This window comes from uncultured Psychroserpens sp. (assembly GCF_947500255.1).
Lineage (GTDB): Bacteria > Bacteroidota > Bacteroidia > Flavobacteriales > Flavobacteriaceae > Psychroserpens.
On the sequence record NZ_CANMRL010000002.1, the window covers coordinates 101,691 to 118,945 of the forward strand.

The window sequence follows — 17,255 nt, forward strand, 5'->3', positions numbered from 1 at the left end:
TTTATTAAAAAAGGGGATTGTTATGAAAACATATCTTTAACTTTTTCAAAAAACGATTTATCGCCACTTTCTGGCTTTGGCTCGAAGTGCTCATCATTTCTCATATTTTCAAAGAATTCTTTCTGTTGTTTATTTAATGTTTTAGGTGTCCAAACGTTAACATGAACCAGTAAATCACCACTTCCATAACCATTAATACTAGGAATTCCTTTTCCGCGTAAACGCAAAATTTTACCTGATTGTACACCAGCCTCTACTTTTATTCTTACTTTACCAGTAACAGTATCAATTTCTTTTGAAGTTCCTAAAACAGCATCGGGCAAACTCACATACATATCATAATGCAAATTATCACCTTCTCGTTTTAAAGTGTCATGTTCTTGCTCTTCGATGACAACGAGTAAATCTCCTGAGATTCCATTTCCAGGAGCTTCATTTCCTTTTCCAGTTACTTTTAGTTGCATAGAATCTACAACACCAGCTGGAATTTTAACAGATACCGTTTCTTCTTGCACTTTTAGTCCTTGTGCGTCAGCATCATTAGGCTTCTTATCTATACTCTGTCCAGCTCCTCCACAAGTAGGACAAGCCGAAGCCGTTTGCATACGACCCAAAATAGTATTTGTAACTCGAGTTACTTGACCAGCACCATTACATGTACTACAGGTTTTATAGGTTGTGCCAGGTGCTTGTACTTTACGTTTTACTTTAATTTTTTTCTCAACCCCTTTAGCGATTTCTTCGAGTGTTAATGAGACTCTAATTCTTAAGTTACTTCCCTTAACACGTCGCTGTCCGCCTCCAAAGCCTCCGCCAAAGCCAGAGAAACCTCCGCCTCCGCCAAAAGCTCCACCAAAGATATCACCAAACTGACTAAATATGTCATCCATATTCATGCCGCCTCCACCAAAGCCACCAGCGCCTTCAAAAGCTTGATGTCCAAATTGGTCATAACGTGATTTCTTATTTTCATCACTTAATATCTCATAGGCTTCGGCTGCTTCTTTGAATTTTGCCTCTGCCTCTTTATCATCTGGGTTTTTATCTGGATGATATTTTATAGCCATCTTACGATATGCCTTTTTTATTTCAGCAGCAGATGCACTTTTATTGATTCCTAATATTTCGTAATAATCTCTCTTTGCCATGTCTTTTATTGTCCAATTACAACTTTAGGAAAACGTATTACCTTATCTCCTAATTTATATCCTTTTTCAATAACATCAATAATTTTCCCTTTCAAGTCATCACTTGGAGCAGGAATTTGAGTTATTGCCTCATGATCATCTGCATTAAATGCGTCACCTTGAGCTACTTCTATTTTTGATAACCCTTTTTTCTCTAATGTCGATAATAGTTTATTATAGATTAATAATACACCCTTTCGTAATTCTTCGGCTTCCTTATCATCTTCGATATGCAATAATGCACGTTCAAAATCATCAAGCACTGGCAACATGGACACCATAACATCTTCACTTGCTGTTTTAAATAAATCAATACGTTCTTTAGTTGTACGCTTTTTATAGTTTTCAAACTCTGCAAACAAGCGCATAAATTTATCTTTCTCTTTAGCTAAATCATCTTGCAATTGTTCTTCCAACGTTAACTCTTCTGTTTGTGTTTCTTCGTTGTTATCTACTATTTCTTCTTGCATTTGCGGTTCTTCTATAGTTTGGTTTTTATCTTTCTTACTCATATTCTGGATTATTTAATAAATCTTCGATTTAAAGATGGCAAAAGTACTGCCATTATTATTAAAATGTCAAAATGTCACCAAAATATTTTCTTCGGAATTGGAGAAGCTCATAGCAATCTGTATTTTTGTAGAACACGAACACTAAAAAAGACAATATGAAAGCTAAATTTTTAAAAATTTCAATGATTCTTGCTATTGCTGTAGCATTTACGGGCTGTAAAGATAAAGCCGATGAAGCAAACACCAGTGATGCCGAAGCTGCAGCTGTGAGTGAAAACACTTCGAAAAAATACACGGTAAATGTAGCCGAATCAACAATTCATTGGAAAGGTTTTAAGCCAACAGGCACGCATACTGGAACAATCAACATAGACAATGGAACATTTAACACTAATGACGGACAGTTACAAAGTGGAACGTTTTCAATTGACATGAAATCTATCAATGTTACAGATTTAGAATCTGGAGATGGTAAAGAAAATTTAGAAGCACATTTAATGGGAACCGTTGAAGGAAAAGAAGGTGATTTTTTCAATGTTACTAAATTTCCTACTGCTGCTTTTGAAATTACTGGCACTAAAGCCCTAGAAGGAGATAAAACAAGATTATCGGGTAATTTAACTATCAAAGGTCAGAAACATAATATTGCATTTCCTGTCACAATTACCAATACTGATGACATGATGACCATAGAAAGCGATGCATTTACTATAGACAGAACAACTTGGGGCGTTAATTATGGCTCAAAGTCTATATTTGATAATTTAGGTGACAAGTTTATTAATGATGATATGGAATTAAAGATTGTTGTAAAAGCAAAAAAAGCATAAACAATCTCGTTTTTTAGTTATAAAATAAAAAGCATTCACAATTGTGAATGCTTTTTATTTTCATAGCAATTATTCCAAACTTATTTTGGCATTACTACAGTGTTAATTACATGGATTACACCATTACTTCCCATGACATCCGTTGCAGTAATCTCGCTGTAATTTCCTTTTTGGTCTTTCAACCATATTTTTCCATCTTTTTGCATCACTGTTAGTGTTTGTCCATTAAGCGCTTTTAATTCAACTTTTCCTTTGCCCTTCTTTAAAGCCGCTACAACATCTTTAGCTGTTAACTTTCCAGATACAACATGATACGTCAAAATGTTAGCTAATGCTTTTTGGTTTTCCTTTTCTAATAAAGATCCTAATGTTTTTGAATCAATCTTAGCAAAAGCGTCATTTGTTGGGGCAAATACAGTAAATGGTCCATCACCTTGCAATGCTGCGACTAAATCTCCTGCTTTTAATGCTGTTACTAATGTTGAAAAATTATCATTACCGACAGCAACATCCACAATAGTGCCCTGTGCTTTTACGTTTTGACTTAACACTAATGCTGCTACTGTAGTTAAAATTAATACTAACTTTTTCATAATTTTTAAATTTATTGGTTAAACTATTTAGTGTACTTTGTTTTCGTTTTGAAGTACTTTCATTTATATTTACACAGCAATGTTCTCTGTGGATGAGCAACAGATTTATTTTGTGAAATCTTTAACATTAATGAGCGACGAAAAAGATCTTATTTTAAAACTTCAGCATAAGGATGAAACAGCGCTAGGTCTTGTTTATGATAAATATTCAAGTGCGCTGTATGGTGTTATTATAAGAATATGTAAAGATGAAGATGTGGCAAAAAATCTATTACAAGATACATTTATGACCATTTGGGAAAAATCTGAAAGCTATGATGTGAACAAAGGACGGTTTTATACTTGGGCCTACAGAATTGCTAAGAACAAAACGTTAAATTTTCTAAGAAAATCAGATAAGCTCATCCAAGTAGAAAATTTAAGTGTATATAAAGATAGAACAGAAGAAGAAACTGACATACTAGATTATTTAAAACTAAACGGTACGATAAAACGCTTAGAACCTCATCACCAAAAAGCTATAGAATTGGTGTATTTTAACGGACTTACACATCGTGAAGCACATGAGGTAATGGATGTTCCCTTAGGAACGTTTAAATCTTACATAAAACAGGCAATAAAACAATTGCAGCAATCGTACTTAAAAATGGTAACGTTTTTGATGATCTTAATTGAAGTAATGAGATGATGGAAAAGACTTACATATTAGACAACGGATTATTAGAACTCTATGTGTTAGGAGAGCTGAATGCTGATGAACAAGCTCAGTTAGAAACTGCAATAGCTCAACACCCTGAGCTAAAATTACAATTAGATACTATTGAAGCTAATTTTGAGAAAATGGCTTTAGAAAATGCTATAGATGCTCCAAAAGAGATCAAATCTAATGTGTTAAATACTATTTCTAAATCATCAACTAAAACTGTTTCTATTGCACCACAAAAATCACTAAGACCTTATTTAAATATTGCAGCCAGTGTAGCTGCTTTGCTTTTTATTGGTTCTATTTACATGTTTAGTCAATTAAATAACACGAAAAAACAGTTGCAGCTTGTAGAACAAGAAAACAAAAAACTTAACAGCAACATTGAGAACCTTAATAACTACCTCATGGAAACTAACAAGTGGTATGTTGCAATCAATGATCCTGATGTTCAAAAGTATGTATTAACTGGTAATGCATTAATGCCAGAAGCTACAGTAATAAGTTATGTTAACAATGAAAAAAAATCGGTTGTCATAAACACAAAATATTTGCCTAAGCTTGATGATGAACATGATTATCAAATGTGGGCCGATGTTGAAGGCGAAATGATAAATATGGGTGTTATTGATAAAGACAAGGACATGCTAGCCATGAATTATATCGATAATGCTGAATCTTTGAATATTACCATAGAACCTGCAGGAGGAAATGATCATCCAACAGTATCCCAACTCATCACAAATATTTATCTAAACTAAATAACTAGAAGCCTTCCCTAACCAACTATGACTAGAGTTACTAAAGCTGTATTTTATCTTTTTATGATGTTATGTTTTATCAATTGCAGCAACTCTTCTGAAAAAAACAGTGCGACTTTAACGTTGCATTTTGAAGATATAGATAACTTTTGGAAAGCCTATGACAAAGCAAAATGCTTTAAAAACAATGCTGATCGTACCGAAGTATTACAGGAAGAATATATAGACAAAGGAAGTAAAGGGTTACAATTATTGATTAAAAAAGATCAACTTACTGCTGCAGATTTCGCAACATTTATCAAGGACACTATCTTTTATAATTCTATTAGATCTGTGACACTAAATGCTAAAAATGACAGTGAGAAAATTAGAAAACATTTAAAATCTTTTGAACACACCTACCCTAAAGCTCAATTTAATGACATTTACTTTGTAGTTGGTCAATTTAAGCGTGCTGGAACTGTTATAGAAAATACGATGATCATAGAAATTGAGAAAAATGCTGTTAGTTCTATGACTGATTCTGAATTCCTATTCAACAAAGATCAATTAAAAAATCTTAATGATTATGCATCTCTTATTCCGCTTATTGTTCATGAACAAGTGCACGTAAATCAAAAAAATATAAATACTAAAAATTTATTATCTAAGTCTATATGTGAAGGCTCAGCAGATTTTTTAATGCACTTGCAAACAGGAAAATTTCCACTTACCTTACAAGAAACTTATAGCTATGGTGAATCAAATGAAGCTGAATTATGGATAAAATTCCAAACAGATCTTAATCGAAATTTTAAGCATATAAAAACCAACTGGTTTTACAATTATGACAGAGATGACATTCCTCCAGATCTAGGGTATTTTATAGGGTTTAAAATTTGTGAAACATATTATAACCAGTCCGAAAACAAAGAAAAGGCTATAGAGTTTATGTTAGACATTAGCAATAGTGAAAAACTCTTAGAATTAAGTGGCTATAAAGGAGGATTGTGATAAAAAAAGCACAGATATAGTACATCTGTACTTTTTTATACTTTAATTTTATTCTTCCAATACAAAGCTAATCGGTATACTATAAGGGACCTTTACTGCCATACCTCGTTGCTTACCTGGCGTCATTTTTGGCAGAAGACTAATAATACGCTCTGCTTCAGTTTCTAATATTTTATCTGGGCCTCTAGATTTGATTCCAGTCACCTTTCCTGTTTTATCAATCATAAAAATCACATGCACTCTACCATGCATTCCTAAATCCATAGCAGTTTGAGGATACTTAAAATGTTTTTTGATATGTTCTTGAATTGATTTTTGGAAGCATGCCTTTTTTTCTGCTTTGGTTCCATTTTCACAACCAGGATAAACAGGAATGTCTTCAATTACAGCAAAAGGAACTTCTATATCTTCTTCTACCTCTTCTACCTCAACTTCGTCTTCTGATGCTATATATTCTACGATGTCTGTTTGACTCACTTCACTGCTTTCAATAATTGTTTCTTCAATTTCAACAACATCTTCAACAATTTTAATTTCTTGAGGAACCATTGCTGGCGGTGGCGGTGGTGGCGGTGGTGGCACATTGAGGTTGACTATTGAAATATCTTCATCAATAAAATTGTCTACTTGAACAATATCATTTAATTGTACATCTCTCTTATAAGATTTATGTTCAAATAAAAGATACGTTGATAACAGCATTAAATTTAAGCCTATGGCGAAATAGAGACTACTATTTCTACCGATATCAACTTTTGGATTTTTCTTGGCTTTCATGATACTAGTGTTTTACCTAAGTAAATTACATCAATACTAGCACAAAAAGAATGACAAATGTCATGTTTGAAAAACCCTAAATCACTTTATAAATTATCCAATTGGTTATCACTTCCATCTTCACTAATAGTCCAAAAGAAGCCTACAAAAAAGAATTGATCTTGTGCAGGACGCAATGCACGTCTATTAAAAACACCATTCATATTTGGCGTATTCGCATATTGATAACCATTAATGTTTTTAAATCCGAAAACATTATTTATAGAAAAGTATAGAATTTTCTGTTGACTCAAAAGATAAGCCCAATTCAAGCTTACACTATTAAAGCTTTTAGTTTTTTCTCCTAAAAAATCATTAGTATTTGGGTTCGTATAGGGTCTACCAGAACCAAAAGTATAACTAAAGCCTACCTGACTTTTCCAATCCTCAATCCAGTATTTTGCTACGGCCGAAAAATTATGTGTATTTGCAAAATTTGGTTGCGCTTTAGTTGGATAATTACGATAATTACGTTCTGTATCCAAGTAAGAATAGCTTACCCAATAATCTGTGTTCTTGATGCTTTTATTATCTCTCCAAAAAATATCTAAGCCTTGCGCAAAACCCGAACCAGAATTATTAAAGTTAGAATCGAAACCTTCAAATTCGGTATCAAATTTTACAAGGTTATCATATTCCTTTCTATAGGCTTCTGCTCTAAATATTCGTCCATCATTGACAAACTGATAATTCAAAATGTAATGTTTAGTGTTTTGGGTTTCCACTTCTGAATTGAATTTTAAAATTTCATTGTTAGCATTTTGATAGAAACTTCCGTAAGCAATAGATAGTTGTCCGTTTTCTGATGTTTTATAAGCAATTGAAGCTCTAGGTGCTATTTTGAATTCATCAGACAATGCATAACGATCTGCTCGCACACCAATTTTCATTGCGAAATCCTTACTAAAGATGATATCCGATTCTGCAAAAGCAGCTGTATTATTATTGTTGAATCCATAAGATCCATTAAAAGTTTCGCCATTAAAGGTTTCATCAAAATCTGTAATAAAATGTTCTATACCAAAGTTTAATTTAAATCTACTATTAAAGCGTTTTTTGAGCTTTAACTTAAAGTGCGCTGAATTTTCATCATCTTCAATATCACTATCCATAACCGTAATATCTGTTTTAGCGATGGTATAGCTTAAACCTGAAAGCAATGACCAGCCATTCCCTAAAACACCTTGATACGACGTATTGGCATAGAAATTTCTATTGTTTAATTTAAAACGTAAGCCTTCACTTAAATTTATATCTTCCTGAGTTAAATCGAAATTTGAGGTGTCAAAAGCTGCATAAAACTTTAACATACCACTGTTGAACTTTTGACGAAATACGGCTTCCCCTTGAGCACCTTCATATGGTTTCTCCCAATCGTTACGATCATCAAACAAAGCTATATAAGGTGCCAAATTAATGTACGACGCATTAACACTCAATGAGGTTTTGTCCCATTTTTTGGTATGACCAAGACTTCCTCCAACACTCATGATACCAATATCTGTTTTCTGTTGATCGGGTTCGTCAATTGTATTTAATAAGAGTACACTTGACAGTGCATTTCCATATTCGGCAGAATAACCACCTGTTGAAAATGTAATACCGTCAAACAAAAATGGAGAGTAACGACCACGTGTTGGTGTATTATTTGCTGTTGGTGTATAAGGTGTAAACACACGAATACCATCTATAAAAATTTGTGTTTCGTTAGCATCACCTCCTCTTACAAACAAACGTCCATCTTCGGCAACTGTTGATGTACCTGGTAGTGTTTGTAACGCACCAACAAAATCACCCAGAGCACTTGCTGTGGTTACAACATCTAATGAATTAAGTACAGATACCTTACTATTATCATTAGCTTCAAATGTTCCTGCTGAAATTACCACAGCATCCAAAGCTTCCATATCTTCATTAAGTTTAATTTGCAGGTTCTTAAGTGTTGAAACATCACCAATAATTGTTTTGGTTTCGTAGGATAAAAAAGAAATAATTAAAGTTTGTGAGCCTGTTTCTTCGGAAGTGAAACTAAAATTGCCTTTATCGTCTGTAGTATCTCCGTCGTAGGTTCCATCTAGATAAACATTAGCGCCAGTAATAGGCAGGTTTTTAGAGTCGGTTACTTTTCCGCTTATCGTTGTTTGTGCAGATAGTACTGATGAAAATAGGATGGTTAAAAGTGTTACTAAATTCTTCATTGGTTGATGATTTTAACTGTTTGTTTTTTGATTGATAGGTCAAAGATGTAAAAGAAGGCCCTCTACAAAAATTCTATTTGACCGAATTGTTAAAAATCAGTACTGAATTGCATATTTTTGAAACCTGATCAATTCAACATACATGTTTACACTTTCAAAGTCTGAGAAAACTTTTAGTCTCATTTTTGCTTTTATTGTTATTGCCGAATTAATTACAGCCGCTTCTCAAGCCTATATAAAATGGCATTATCTCTTCAAGCCTGCAATTGTTATATCTCTATTGGTTTTCTTTTGGAAAAAGAGTAAAACACTTCATACTAAGCTTAGACTTTTTGTAGCATTAGCATTGGTCTGTTCGCTTATTGGTGATGTACTACTCATGTTTGTTGAGCTATCTCCTAACTATTTTCTATTTGGGTTAGTATCGTTTTTAATGGCTCACATTATGTATGTTATTGTTTTTTTGCATCACAGAAATAAAACATTGAAACCTTTAGGGTTTGTGTCTGTTTTGTTGCTATATGCAATTAGTTTATTCTATTTATTGAAAGACGGTTTAAATGACATGCTAATTCCAGTAATCGTTTATATGTTAGTAATTTTAAGTATGTCTACCGCTGCCTATTTACGACAAAAGAAGGTATCACGAATTAGTTTTATACTTGTATTTATAGGAGCACTACTATTTATGATGTCTGATAGTCTTTTAGCATTAAATAAGTTTTATACACCTCTAGCATATTCGAATATAAGTATCATACTTACGTATGCCTTGGCACAATATTGTATAGTTATTGGGCTATTGAAATTATCACAAACATCGCGTTAAGGATGGAAACGTCATCCTTTTGTTTACAAAAGATATAGTGTACAGCCTGACCGACTGTAACCTAAGTGAAAGTTGGTAACGCCCTAATTATTACTTTTTAAATGGTCGTATGATAAGCCTTGCTGCCTTATCAAAATTAATGTAGTTATATGTCCAATTAAAAAATACAATCACACGGTTTCTAAAACCTACTAAGGACATAAGGTGAATGAACATCCAAATAAACCAAGCAAAAAACCCACCAAATTTAAAGTGTTTGAGATCAACTACTGCTTTATTTCTTCCTATGGTAGCCATAGAACCTTTATCATTGTAAGTAAATGGTTTTAGCTCCTTATTGTGAATTAATTTGATAAGGTTTTTACCCAATAGTTTTCCTTGTTGTATAGCAGGTTGTGCTACTTGCGGATGACCACTTGGATAGTTTTCGGTGGTCATAAATGCAATATCTCCCAATGCAAAAACATTTTGATACCCTTCTATTTGATTAAAGCGATTCACTTTATATCTGTTCGTTCTCTCTAATAATGAAGACGCATTGAGCCCTAATACTGGTGATCCTGTAACGCCTGCAGCCCAAATTAAGGTTTCGGTATGTAAAACCAGATCAGAATTGGTGATCACTGTTTTTCCATCGTAATCTTTAACAAATGTATTGGTGTGCACATTAACACCTAAACCCTTGAGAAATGCTTCTGATTTTTTTGAAGCATGCTCGCTCATTGGCGGTAAAACCCTATTGGCGCCTTCCAATAGATGAATTTGCATATCCTTACTATCTAAATCGCGATAATCTCTAGGAAGAATATGGTTTTTGAGCTCTGCAATAGCACCTGCCAACTCTACTCCTGTTGGACCTCCTCCTACAATTACAAAGTTTAAGAATGCATTGCGCTCTTCTTTAGTATTAGCAATAGCTGCTTTCTCCAAATTTTGTAAGATCAAACTTCTAATGTTTAGCGCTTGAGGCACACTTTTCATTGGCATACTATTGGTTTCAATAGATGCATTTCCAAAATAATTGGTTTTAGTCCCAGTAGCAATAACAAGATAATCATAACTAAGTACACCTATACTTGTTTCAACTTCATTCTTTTCGGCATGAATATGCTTGACCTCTGCTAGTCTAAAAAAAGAGTTTTTATGTTTTTTAATTATTTTTCTTAGAGGATAAGCTATAGAATCTGGTTCTAAACCAGAACTTGATACTTGATATAATAAAGGTTGAAATGTATGATAATTGTGTTTATCTAATAGTACAACTTGTACATCTTTATTAGCGAGAGTTTTAGCTAAATTTACACCTGCAAAACCACCACCAATAATAACCACTCGCGGTAGTTTTGAATTGGGAATATTCATAAGAAATGGCTCTTAAAATAATAGTTACAAAGGTACGATATAACGGCGTTAAAAACTTATTTTTGAATTAATGTTTAACACAGTTGTAACAATTTAAATTTTATGACTACATATAGTTAACTAACTGATCAATAATTTGAATAAAGAACTCGAACATAGTTTTGTTGAATTGCTTGAAAAGCATCAGAACATTGTACATAAAGTATGTCGATTATATACAAATAATCAAGATGCGCACAATGATTTGTTTCAAGAGATCACCATACAGTTATGGAAAGCATACCCTAAATTTCGAGGTGATGCCAAATTTAGTACATGGATGTACCGTGTGGGATTAAATACGGCTATCACTTTATATAGAAAATCAAAGCGCAGTATTGCTACTCAAGGGTTTGAATCGGTTTCTTTTAAAATAAAATCGGAAGATTATGATGACACCGAAGAACAACAACTCAAGTTATTGTACAAAGCAGTGCACCAATTAAATGATATTGAAAAAGCATTGGTCTTTTTATATTTAGAAGACAAAAATTACAGTGAGATAAGTGAAACCCTAGGTATAACTGAAGTTAATGCACGTGTGAAAATGAATAGGGTGAAGAAAAAATTAAAAACAATATTAAATCCGTAACATTATGGATGAATTAGATCTATTAAAAAAGGATTGGCAGAAACAAGAGTCTGCTTACCCAAAGTTGACGTATAATGAGCTCTATAAGATGATTCTTCAAAAATCGTCTTCCATTGTAAAATGGATATTCATTATAAGTATTCTAGAGTTTATATTTTGGCTATTTATGGCCATTGGATTAAAAGCCTCTGGTATTAATAAAGACTACGAAGGTCTACAATCTGATACTGGTTTTATCATTCTTAGCATTATTTCTTACACAATTCTGGCCTATTTCTTCTATCGCTTTTATATGAACTATAAAACGATAAATACTACTGATAATGCCAAAACACTCATGGAAAATATTTTAAAGACCAGACGTACGGTAAAACAATATGTTGGTTTTAATTTAGCTGTATTAGTTATAGGTGTGGCCTATATGATGCCATATGCATTAAATCATGATGAATCTACACGCGCACTTATTGAAACTGCTCAAGCAAATGGTGATATTTTGAAATATTATGTTGGTGTTGCCATAGTGACATTAATCGCATTAGTTATTGCGATTGGTATACTGTTATTATTCTATTGGCTTATTTATGGGCTTCTATTGCGCAGTCTCAATAGAAATTACAAGGAACTCAAAAAACTGGAGGTCTAAATATGAACAATAAAAAACTTAAAGATTCAAACACTGATGATTCTAATTCGATGTTTGTTATAGGCATCATATTTATAGTCCTTTCGCTCTGTTTTGACTGGTCTAAGTTTTTCTTATTTATGGGACTGATCTTTCTATTTAATGCTGTAAATAAAAGACAAGCAATAATTAACACTTCTAATCAAGATAACGACACCGAAATAAAAGACTAATTACCAATTACCAGTCTCTAAGTTTGTTTAAACGTTCTTGCTCTTCTAATTCTTCTTGTGGAATAACCTTTAAAAAAGAAGGATGCTGTTCAATAGCATATTCTATTTTTTCAACAATCTCTGCTATAGACTCATTCTCGTAATCGATTTGCAAAGGCTCTTTAACTTCAAAAGATTGGTAAACGTTCTTCTTTTTAACACGCAATCCTTTTTTATCAAATGAGCGTCTAAATCCATCAATTACAATTGGTACAACTACAGGTTTATACTGTTTAATAATATGTGCTGTACCTTTTCTAATAGGTTTAAAAGGTGTGGTTGTTCCTTGCGGAAATGTAACAACCCAACCATCATCTAGTGCTTTTTTGATACTTGTGATATCACTCATTTTTACTTGACGATTGACATTTTGACCTTTAGAGCGCCATGTACGTTCTATACTTATAGAACCTGTATAAGCAAATATTTTCGGAATTAGACCAGACTTCATTGTTTCCTTCGCGGCAACGTAATACATGTTTAATTTAGGATTCCAGAGATAGCCTACATTTTTTATATTATCTAATCGACCACTAAGACTAGCATTAAACACATGAAACATAGCAATAACATCGGCAAAATAAGTTTGATGATTAGAGATAAAAAGTACGTTTGTGTCTGGCAGACTTTTTATAATATCTGAACCTTCTATTTGCAGTTCATTAAAACCTCTAAATCGTCGATGTGTGAGAAGACCTAAGATTCTTATCAGCCACTTTTTTATAAAAAGTATATGCCCAAAGGGGTTTCTTTTAAATAATCCCATTAATTGTTAGTTATTAAGCGGAAAGACAAACTTACAAAAATCTAATACTTACAACACCTTTTTTAACAAGTCTTTTAATTCACTTAACATCATGGCTGTAGCTCCCCAAACCACATGTCCGTTTAATATAAAAGCTGGAACTTCTAGTTCGCGTTCATATGAGGTCATTACACTAACATCTTTTGTATGATTCTCATTTAAAAAATCGGTAAGCTTAACTTCTATAAGATCTTCAACCTCTTCATCTTGCTTAACAAAATTTGGTGTTATTGTTGTTACTCCCAAAAAAGGAGCCACTGTAAAATTACTTGGCGGAATATATAAAGGGGTCATCGCTTTTAAAACATCTACAGTATCTATATCTACACCAACTTCTTCTTGAGTTTCCCTGAGTGCTGTGAATTCTAAGTTAGGATCATTATCTTCATATTTACCGCCTGGAAAACCGACTTGAGCAGAATGCACACCTCTGTAGGTTTTTCTTAAAATGAGTATTAAATATGTCGTTTCACGTTTAGGATAAAACAGAGCCATGACGCCTGCTTTTTTTGCATATTTCATTTTCTCCCTGTTTTCCTCAACTAGATGTTCACGAAATGGTGGTGACATTTTAAACTGTGAGGTTTCTCCTGGAAGATTTAGATTTTTTATTTTTGATACCGATTTTATAAACGTTTCAAAATTCATTCCCTTATGAGGTTTTTTCTAATAACCGTATGTTGCATACTAATTTTCAATTGTGAAGATAAACAATCTGAAAAGAAATCTCCTACACAAATTATAGATTCTACTCAAGTTAAAAAAGAAGCTGATATAGAAAAAACCGATACCATTTCCGAAGAAAAAAAAGAAGACTTCCTATTGACCAAAGATAATGCCATGGAGTTTTTTCTTCAATATGAAAAAGAAAACAAAGAAAATAAAGTACGTATTGTTACCGACTTTGGAAACATAGATATCTTGCTGTTTAATGAAACTAAATTCCATCGCGCTAACTTTATCTATCTTACCAAAAAGGGGTATTTTGATAATACACAGTTCTATCGTGTAATCGAAAATTATATCATTCAAGGTGGAAGTACAGATGAAAGGGATGTGATGCGTAAAAGACGTTTTATTGGTAAGTACTTATTACCAACAGATACCAAAAGAGGGTTTCGCCATGACAGAGGTGTCATCTCTATGCCAAGCAGTGATATTGACAATCCATATAAATTAGCCTCTCCATATGAGTTTTTTATCACTCTAAGAGATGTATATCAATTGGATGGTGATTATACAATCTTTGGAAAAGTAATAGCAGGACTAGATGTCGCAGACAAAATTGCCAATGTTGATACCGACGATGCCGATTGGCCTCTCAAAAACGTTTACATCAAAAGAGTAGAACTATTGAACTAGTGTTCACATAAATCTCGACTTTTAACAAATTTACAACAACCTAGATGCTCAATTTTAAGTACCTTCAAAGTCGTAAAACCAATATTAATTTCTAATGATTTCTAAATCCCTAAAAACTGCAGTTCTATGCAGTGTTATTCTCTTTGCGAGCTGTAAAGATGACACCAAAACAGAAGACAAAATAGCTATGAGTGATAATGTATTACTACAAGAATGGACTGGTTCCTATCAAGGCGTTCCCGCTTTTGACAAAATGAATGTCGATGATATCAAAGAAGCTGTACTAAAAGGTATGGAACTTGGCCTTGAAGACATAGAAGCTATTGCAAACAACACAGAGGATCCTACTTTTGAGAATACAATTGTAGCTCTTGAAGCGTCGGCAGACGAGCTTAACCATGTATTTACCTACTATGGTATTTTAAGCAGTAATATGTCATCACCTGAGTTTAGAGATATACAGGCTGAATTAGCGCCTCAGCTTTCCGAATATAGTTCTAAGATCTCACAAAACGAAAAATTATTTCAGCGTATCAAAACGGTTTATGATGCTTCACAAAATACGCCATTGGCAACAGACCAACAACGTGTGGTTGATTTGATCTATAAAGGGTTTGAAATGAATGGTGCTAATCTCGATGTTGAAAAGAAAAAACGTTATGCCGAAATTAACAAAGAACTCTCGTCGTTATACACTAAGTTTTCGAATAATGTTCTACATGATGAAGAGAGCTACGTAACCTACCTCAACAAAAATCAGTTAGGAGGTTTATCTGAATCATTTATTAATTCTGCAGCAAAAATAGCAGCAGACAAAGGTCAGGACGGTAAATATGCCATTACCAATACGCGATCATCTATGGATCCCTTCCTCACCTATTCTACTGAACGTGATTTACGAAAAATTGTATGGAGCAATTATTATGCACGTGGTGACAATGGTGATGATTATGATAATAACCAGATTATTGCAGAAATTCTAAAACTGCGTAAAGAACGTGTTGGATTATTAGGTTATGATAACTATGCCGAATGGCGCTTACAAGATCGAATGGCAAAAAATCCTCAAAATGCCATGGATCTTATGGAAGCCGTTTGGCCTGCAGCAATTGCTCGTGTTGGTGAAGAAGTTGCAGATATGCAAGCTGTAGCTGATGCCAATGGTGACGCTATTAAAATTGAGCCATGGGACTACCGCTATTATGCTGAAAAAGTGCGTCAAAAAAAATATGATTTAGATAGTGACGAAGTGAAACAATATCTTCAATTAGATAAATTAACAGATGCTTTATTTTATACTGCTGGACGTTTATTTAATTACAAGTTCACACCTGTAGAAGCAGGAAAAGTACCTGTTTTCCATGAAGATGTAAACGTATGGGAAGTTACCGATAAAGATTCTGGAAAGCACATAGGGCTATGGTATTTAGACCCATTTGCTAGACAAGGGAAGCGTTCTGGTGCTTGGGCAACAACATATAGAAGTTATACATCATACCAAGGCGAAACAAATGTATTAGCGTCTAACAATTCTAACTTTGTGAAAGCAGCTCCAGGTGAAGCTGTATTAGTATCTTGGGATGATGCCGAAACTTTTTTCCATGAATTTGGGCATGCATTACATTTCTTTTCAAGTAATGTGAGATACCCTACGCTAAATGGAGGTGTTAGAGACTACACCGAATTTCAGTCGCAGCTATTAGAGCGTTGGTTGTCTACAGATGAAGTGATTAATCAGTTTTTAGTACATCACAAAACTGGCGAACCCATTCCTGCAACTCTGGTAGAAAAAATTAAAAAAGCATCCACGTTTAATCAAGGATTTGGAACAACCGAATATCTGGCTTCTGCACTTATGGATATGAAATTACACTTAGCCGATCCTACAAATATTGATATTGATGCCTTTGAGCGTGAAACTTTAAAAGCACTAAACATGCCTGAAGAGCTACCTATGCGCCATCGAACACCTCATTTTGGACATGTGTTTTCTGGTGAAGGTTATGCCACAGCATACTATGGATATATGTGGGCAGATGTATTAACAAGTGATGCTTCTGAAGCATTTAGAGACGCTCCAGGCGGATTCTATGACGAAGAAGTTTCGGCTAAATTAGTAAAGTACTTATTTGCACCTAGAAACTCTATGGATCCAGCTGAAGCTTATCGCCTATTTAGAGGACGTGACGCTAAGATAGAAGCCTTGATGCGTGATCGTGGTTTTCCTGTAACTACTGAATAAATTAGAACATTTAAATTGTATTTGTATTCCTATTATCTTTCCTATGGGTGAGATAATAGGAATTTTTCTTATCTTTAAAAAGACAACTCTTTACCTGTATTTATAATGAAATCAATACAAATATTCATGGCTGTATTGTTTCTTTTAGGATGTAAAAATCCAGAAGAAAAGGCTAATACAATTGTTTCGAAAGATGATTGTGTCAAGGCTGTTTTCGAAAAGGATAGTATTTTAGGTAACATTAGAAATCACTCGTCAGAAAAAATATCGCTAAGCGAAACAATAACGAACTACTCTAATGATCTAAAAAAATTAGATTTCAGTAATTGTCCAGATGCTTTTAAACTAGCTTTTCACGAGCATATAGATGCTTGGATTAAAATGAAAGACATTACCAATAAATATCCATCACTTAGAGGTGAGCTACATGCTATTTTTGATCAGATAGAACAAAGTAAAGACTCGACAGAATTCAAATTACACCTGAAAGGTATATGGGATACTTGGACACAAATTGAAGAAAGTTATAAATAA

General features: G+C 33.5%; 19 protein-coding genes. 11 read left to right on the forward strand and 8 right to left on the reverse strand.

Annotation, left to right across the window (positions count from 1 at the left end; all coding sequences use genetic code 11):
* Positions 1-20 precede the first annotated feature (20 nt).
* Positions 21-1,148: a molecular chaperone DnaJ gene (gene dnaJ, locus Q0783_RS07205; protein ID WP_298761100.1), complete on the reverse strand. Its 1,128-nt coding sequence runs from the start codon at positions 1,146-1,148 to the stop codon at positions 21-23.
* Between the two features lie 5 nt (positions 1,149-1,153).
* Entirely contained in the window at positions 1,154-1,699 is a 546-nt protein-coding gene (locus tag Q0783_RS07210; RefSeq protein WP_230937215.1) for a nucleotide exchange factor GrpE, read from the reverse strand.
* Positions 1,700-1,854: 155 nt separating this feature from the next.
* Between Q0783_RS07210 and Q0783_RS07215 the strand changes: the two genes are divergently transcribed.
* Positions 1,855-2,529 (forward strand): YceI family protein, encoded by a 675-nt coding sequence (locus tag Q0783_RS07215; protein WP_298894242.1) that lies wholly within the window; start codon positions 1,855-1,857, stop codon positions 2,527-2,529.
* Positions 2,530-2,609: 80 nt separating this feature from the next.
* Here Q0783_RS07215 and Q0783_RS07220 read toward each other — a convergent pair whose 3' ends face one another.
* Entirely contained in the window at positions 2,610-3,122 is a 513-nt protein-coding gene (locus tag Q0783_RS07220) for a fasciclin domain-containing protein (RefSeq protein WP_298761104.1), read from the reverse strand.
* A 130-nt stretch (positions 3,123-3,252) separates the two neighbouring features.
* On the opposite strand from Q0783_RS07220, the gene Q0783_RS07225 reads away from it, so the two are divergent.
* The 3 genes from Q0783_RS07225 to Q0783_RS07235 are packed head-to-tail and all read left to right on the forward strand — an operon-like array spanning position 3,253 to position 5,579.
* On the forward strand, positions 3,253-3,810 hold the full coding sequence (locus Q0783_RS07225) for an RNA polymerase sigma factor (RefSeq protein WP_298894243.1): 558 nt from the start codon (positions 3,253-3,255) through the stop codon (positions 3,808-3,810).
* Positions 3,810-4,586, forward strand: coding sequence for an anti-sigma factor (locus Q0783_RS07230; RefSeq protein ID WP_298894244.1), 777 nt, complete (start codon positions 3,810-3,812; stop codon positions 4,584-4,586). The genes Q0783_RS07225 and Q0783_RS07230 overlap by 1 nt, the downstream gene beginning before the upstream one ends.
* Before the next feature lie 27 nt (positions 4,587-4,613).
* On the forward strand, positions 4,614-5,579 hold the full coding sequence (locus tag Q0783_RS07235) for a DUF2268 domain-containing putative Zn-dependent protease (protein ID WP_298894245.1): 966 nt from the start codon (positions 4,614-4,616) through the stop codon (positions 5,577-5,579).
* A 48-nt stretch (positions 5,580-5,627) separates the two neighbouring features.
* Here Q0783_RS07235 and Q0783_RS07240 read toward each other — a convergent pair whose 3' ends face one another.
* Positions 5,628-6,356 carry an energy transducer TonB gene (locus Q0783_RS07240; RefSeq protein WP_298894246.1) on the reverse strand — a complete coding sequence of 243 codons (729 nt, stop codon included), beginning with the start codon at positions 6,354-6,356 and terminating at the stop codon, positions 5,628-5,630.
* 86 nt (positions 6,357-6,442) lie between these two features.
* Positions 6,443-8,593: a carboxypeptidase-like regulatory domain-containing protein gene (locus tag Q0783_RS07245; RefSeq protein WP_298894247.1), complete on the reverse strand. Its 2,151-nt coding sequence runs from the start codon at positions 8,591-8,593 to the stop codon at positions 6,443-6,445.
* Positions 8,594-8,735: 142 nt separating this feature from the next.
* Between Q0783_RS07245 and Q0783_RS07250 the strand changes: the two genes are divergently transcribed.
* The gene (locus Q0783_RS07250) at positions 8,736-9,422 is read left to right on the forward strand and encodes a lysoplasmalogenase (RefSeq protein ID WP_298894248.1); all 687 of its coding nucleotides are present in this window, start codon (positions 8,736-8,738) and stop codon (positions 9,420-9,422) included.
* Positions 9,423-9,512: 90 nt separating this feature from the next.
* Here Q0783_RS07250 and Q0783_RS07255 read toward each other — a convergent pair whose 3' ends face one another.
* On the reverse strand, positions 9,513-10,784 hold the full coding sequence (locus Q0783_RS07255; RefSeq protein ID WP_298894249.1) for an NAD(P)/FAD-dependent oxidoreductase: 1,272 nt from the start codon (positions 10,782-10,784) through the stop codon (positions 9,513-9,515).
* Between the two features lie 136 nt (positions 10,785-10,920).
* Here Q0783_RS07255 and Q0783_RS07260 point away from each other — a divergent pair, with 136 nt between their 5' ends.
* The 3 genes from Q0783_RS07260 to Q0783_RS07270 are packed head-to-tail and all read left to right on the forward strand — an operon-like array spanning position 10,921 to position 12,273.
* Complete coding sequence (locus Q0783_RS07260) at positions 10,921-11,415, forward strand: RNA polymerase sigma factor (protein WP_230937225.1); 495 nt, start codon at positions 10,921-10,923, stop codon at positions 11,413-11,415.
* Positions 11,416-11,419: 4 nt separating this feature from the next.
* A complete protein-coding gene (locus Q0783_RS07265) occupies positions 11,420-12,061 on the forward strand; it encodes a hypothetical protein (RefSeq protein WP_298894250.1) in 642 nt (213 codons plus the stop codon).
* Between the two features lie 2 nt (positions 12,062-12,063).
* The gene (locus Q0783_RS07270; RefSeq protein ID WP_298894251.1) at positions 12,064-12,273 is read left to right on the forward strand and encodes a hypothetical protein; all 210 of its coding nucleotides are present in this window, start codon (positions 12,064-12,066) and stop codon (positions 12,271-12,273) included.
* A gap of 7 nt (positions 12,274-12,280) precedes the next feature.
* On the opposite strand, the gene Q0783_RS07275 is transcribed toward Q0783_RS07270, so the two are convergent.
* Both Q0783_RS07275 and Q0783_RS07280 read right to left on the reverse strand, forming a co-directional pair.
* Positions 12,281-13,078, reverse strand: coding sequence for a lysophospholipid acyltransferase family protein (locus tag Q0783_RS07275; protein ID WP_230937228.1), 798 nt, complete (start codon positions 13,076-13,078; stop codon positions 12,281-12,283).
* 48 nt (positions 13,079-13,126) lie between these two features.
* Positions 13,127-13,765: a CoA pyrophosphatase gene (locus tag Q0783_RS07280; RefSeq protein WP_298894252.1), complete on the reverse strand. Its 639-nt coding sequence runs from the start codon at positions 13,763-13,765 to the stop codon at positions 13,127-13,129.
* Between the two features lie 6 nt (positions 13,766-13,771).
* On the opposite strand from Q0783_RS07280, the gene Q0783_RS07285 reads away from it, so the two are divergent.
* From Q0783_RS07285 to Q0783_RS07295, 3 genes are all read left to right on the forward strand, one after another.
* Positions 13,772-14,479 carry a peptidylprolyl isomerase gene (locus Q0783_RS07285; protein WP_298894253.1) on the forward strand — a complete coding sequence of 236 codons (708 nt, stop codon included), beginning with the start codon at positions 13,772-13,774 and terminating at the stop codon, positions 14,477-14,479.
* 94 nt (positions 14,480-14,573) lie between these two features.
* Positions 14,574-16,721 carry a M3 family metallopeptidase gene (locus tag Q0783_RS07290; RefSeq protein ID WP_298894254.1) on the forward strand — a complete coding sequence of 716 codons (2,148 nt, stop codon included), beginning with the start codon at positions 14,574-14,576 and terminating at the stop codon, positions 16,719-16,721.
* A 105-nt stretch (positions 16,722-16,826) separates the two neighbouring features.
* Positions 16,827-17,255 carry a hypothetical protein gene (locus Q0783_RS07295; RefSeq protein ID WP_298894255.1) on the forward strand — a complete coding sequence of 143 codons (429 nt, stop codon included), beginning with the start codon at positions 16,827-16,829 and terminating at the stop codon, positions 17,253-17,255.

What these genes read in the sequence shown, in the direction of transcription:
- Q0783_RS07280 (WP_298894252.1), bottom strand. Translation starts at nt 13,765, where the DNA reads ATGAATTTTGAAACGTTTATAAAATCGGTATCAAAAATAAAAAATCTA.
- Q0783_RS07245 (WP_298894247.1), bottom strand. Translation starts at nt 8,593, where the DNA reads ATGAAGAATTTAGTAACACTTTTAACCATCCTATTTTCATCAGTACTA.
- Q0783_RS07210 (WP_230937215.1), bottom strand. Translation starts at nt 1,699, where the DNA reads ATGAGTAAGAAAGATAAAAACCAAACTATAGAAGAACCGCAAATGCAA.
- Q0783_RS07275 (WP_230937228.1), bottom strand. Translation starts at nt 13,078, where the DNA reads ATGGGATTATTTAAAAGAAACCCCTTTGGGCATATACTTTTTATAAAA.
- Q0783_RS07230 (WP_298894244.1), top strand. Translation starts at nt 3,810, where the DNA reads ATGGAAAAGACTTACATATTAGACAACGGATTATTAGAACTCTATGTG.
- Q0783_RS07225 (WP_298894243.1), top strand. Translation starts at nt 3,253, where the DNA reads ATGAGCGACGAAAAAGATCTTATTTTAAAACTTCAGCATAAGGATGAA.
- Q0783_RS07270 (WP_298894251.1), top strand. Translation starts at nt 12,064, where the DNA reads ATGAACAATAAAAAACTTAAAGATTCAAACACTGATGATTCTAATTCG.
- Q0783_RS07265 (WP_298894250.1), top strand. Translation starts at nt 11,420, where the DNA reads ATGGATGAATTAGATCTATTAAAAAAGGATTGGCAGAAACAAGAGTCT.
- Q0783_RS07220 (WP_298761104.1), bottom strand. Translation starts at nt 3,122, where the DNA reads ATGAAAAAGTTAGTATTAATTTTAACTACAGTAGCAGCATTAGTGTTA.
- Q0783_RS07235 (WP_298894245.1), top strand. Translation starts at nt 4,614, where the DNA reads ATGACTAGAGTTACTAAAGCTGTATTTTATCTTTTTATGATGTTATGT.
- Q0783_RS07250 (WP_298894248.1), top strand. Translation starts at nt 8,736, where the DNA reads ATGTTTACACTTTCAAAGTCTGAGAAAACTTTTAGTCTCATTTTTGCT.
- Q0783_RS07255 (WP_298894249.1), bottom strand. Translation starts at nt 10,784, where the DNA reads ATGAATATTCCCAATTCAAAACTACCGCGAGTGGTTATTATTGGTGGT.
- Q0783_RS07240 (WP_298894246.1), bottom strand. Translation starts at nt 6,356, where the DNA reads ATGAAAGCCAAGAAAAATCCAAAAGTTGATATCGGTAGAAATAGTAGT.
- Q0783_RS07215 (WP_298894242.1), top strand. Translation starts at nt 1,855, where the DNA reads ATGAAAGCTAAATTTTTAAAAATTTCAATGATTCTTGCTATTGCTGTA.
- Q0783_RS07295 (WP_298894255.1), top strand. Translation starts at nt 16,827, where the DNA reads ATGAAATCAATACAAATATTCATGGCTGTATTGTTTCTTTTAGGATGT.
- Q0783_RS07290 (WP_298894254.1), top strand. Translation starts at nt 14,574, where the DNA reads ATGATTTCTAAATCCCTAAAAACTGCAGTTCTATGCAGTGTTATTCTC.
- dnaJ (WP_298761100.1), bottom strand. Translation starts at nt 1,148, where the DNA reads ATGGCAAAGAGAGATTATTACGAAATATTAGGAATCAATAAAAGTGCA.
- Q0783_RS07285 (WP_298894253.1), top strand. Translation starts at nt 13,772, where the DNA reads ATGAGGTTTTTTCTAATAACCGTATGTTGCATACTAATTTTCAATTGT.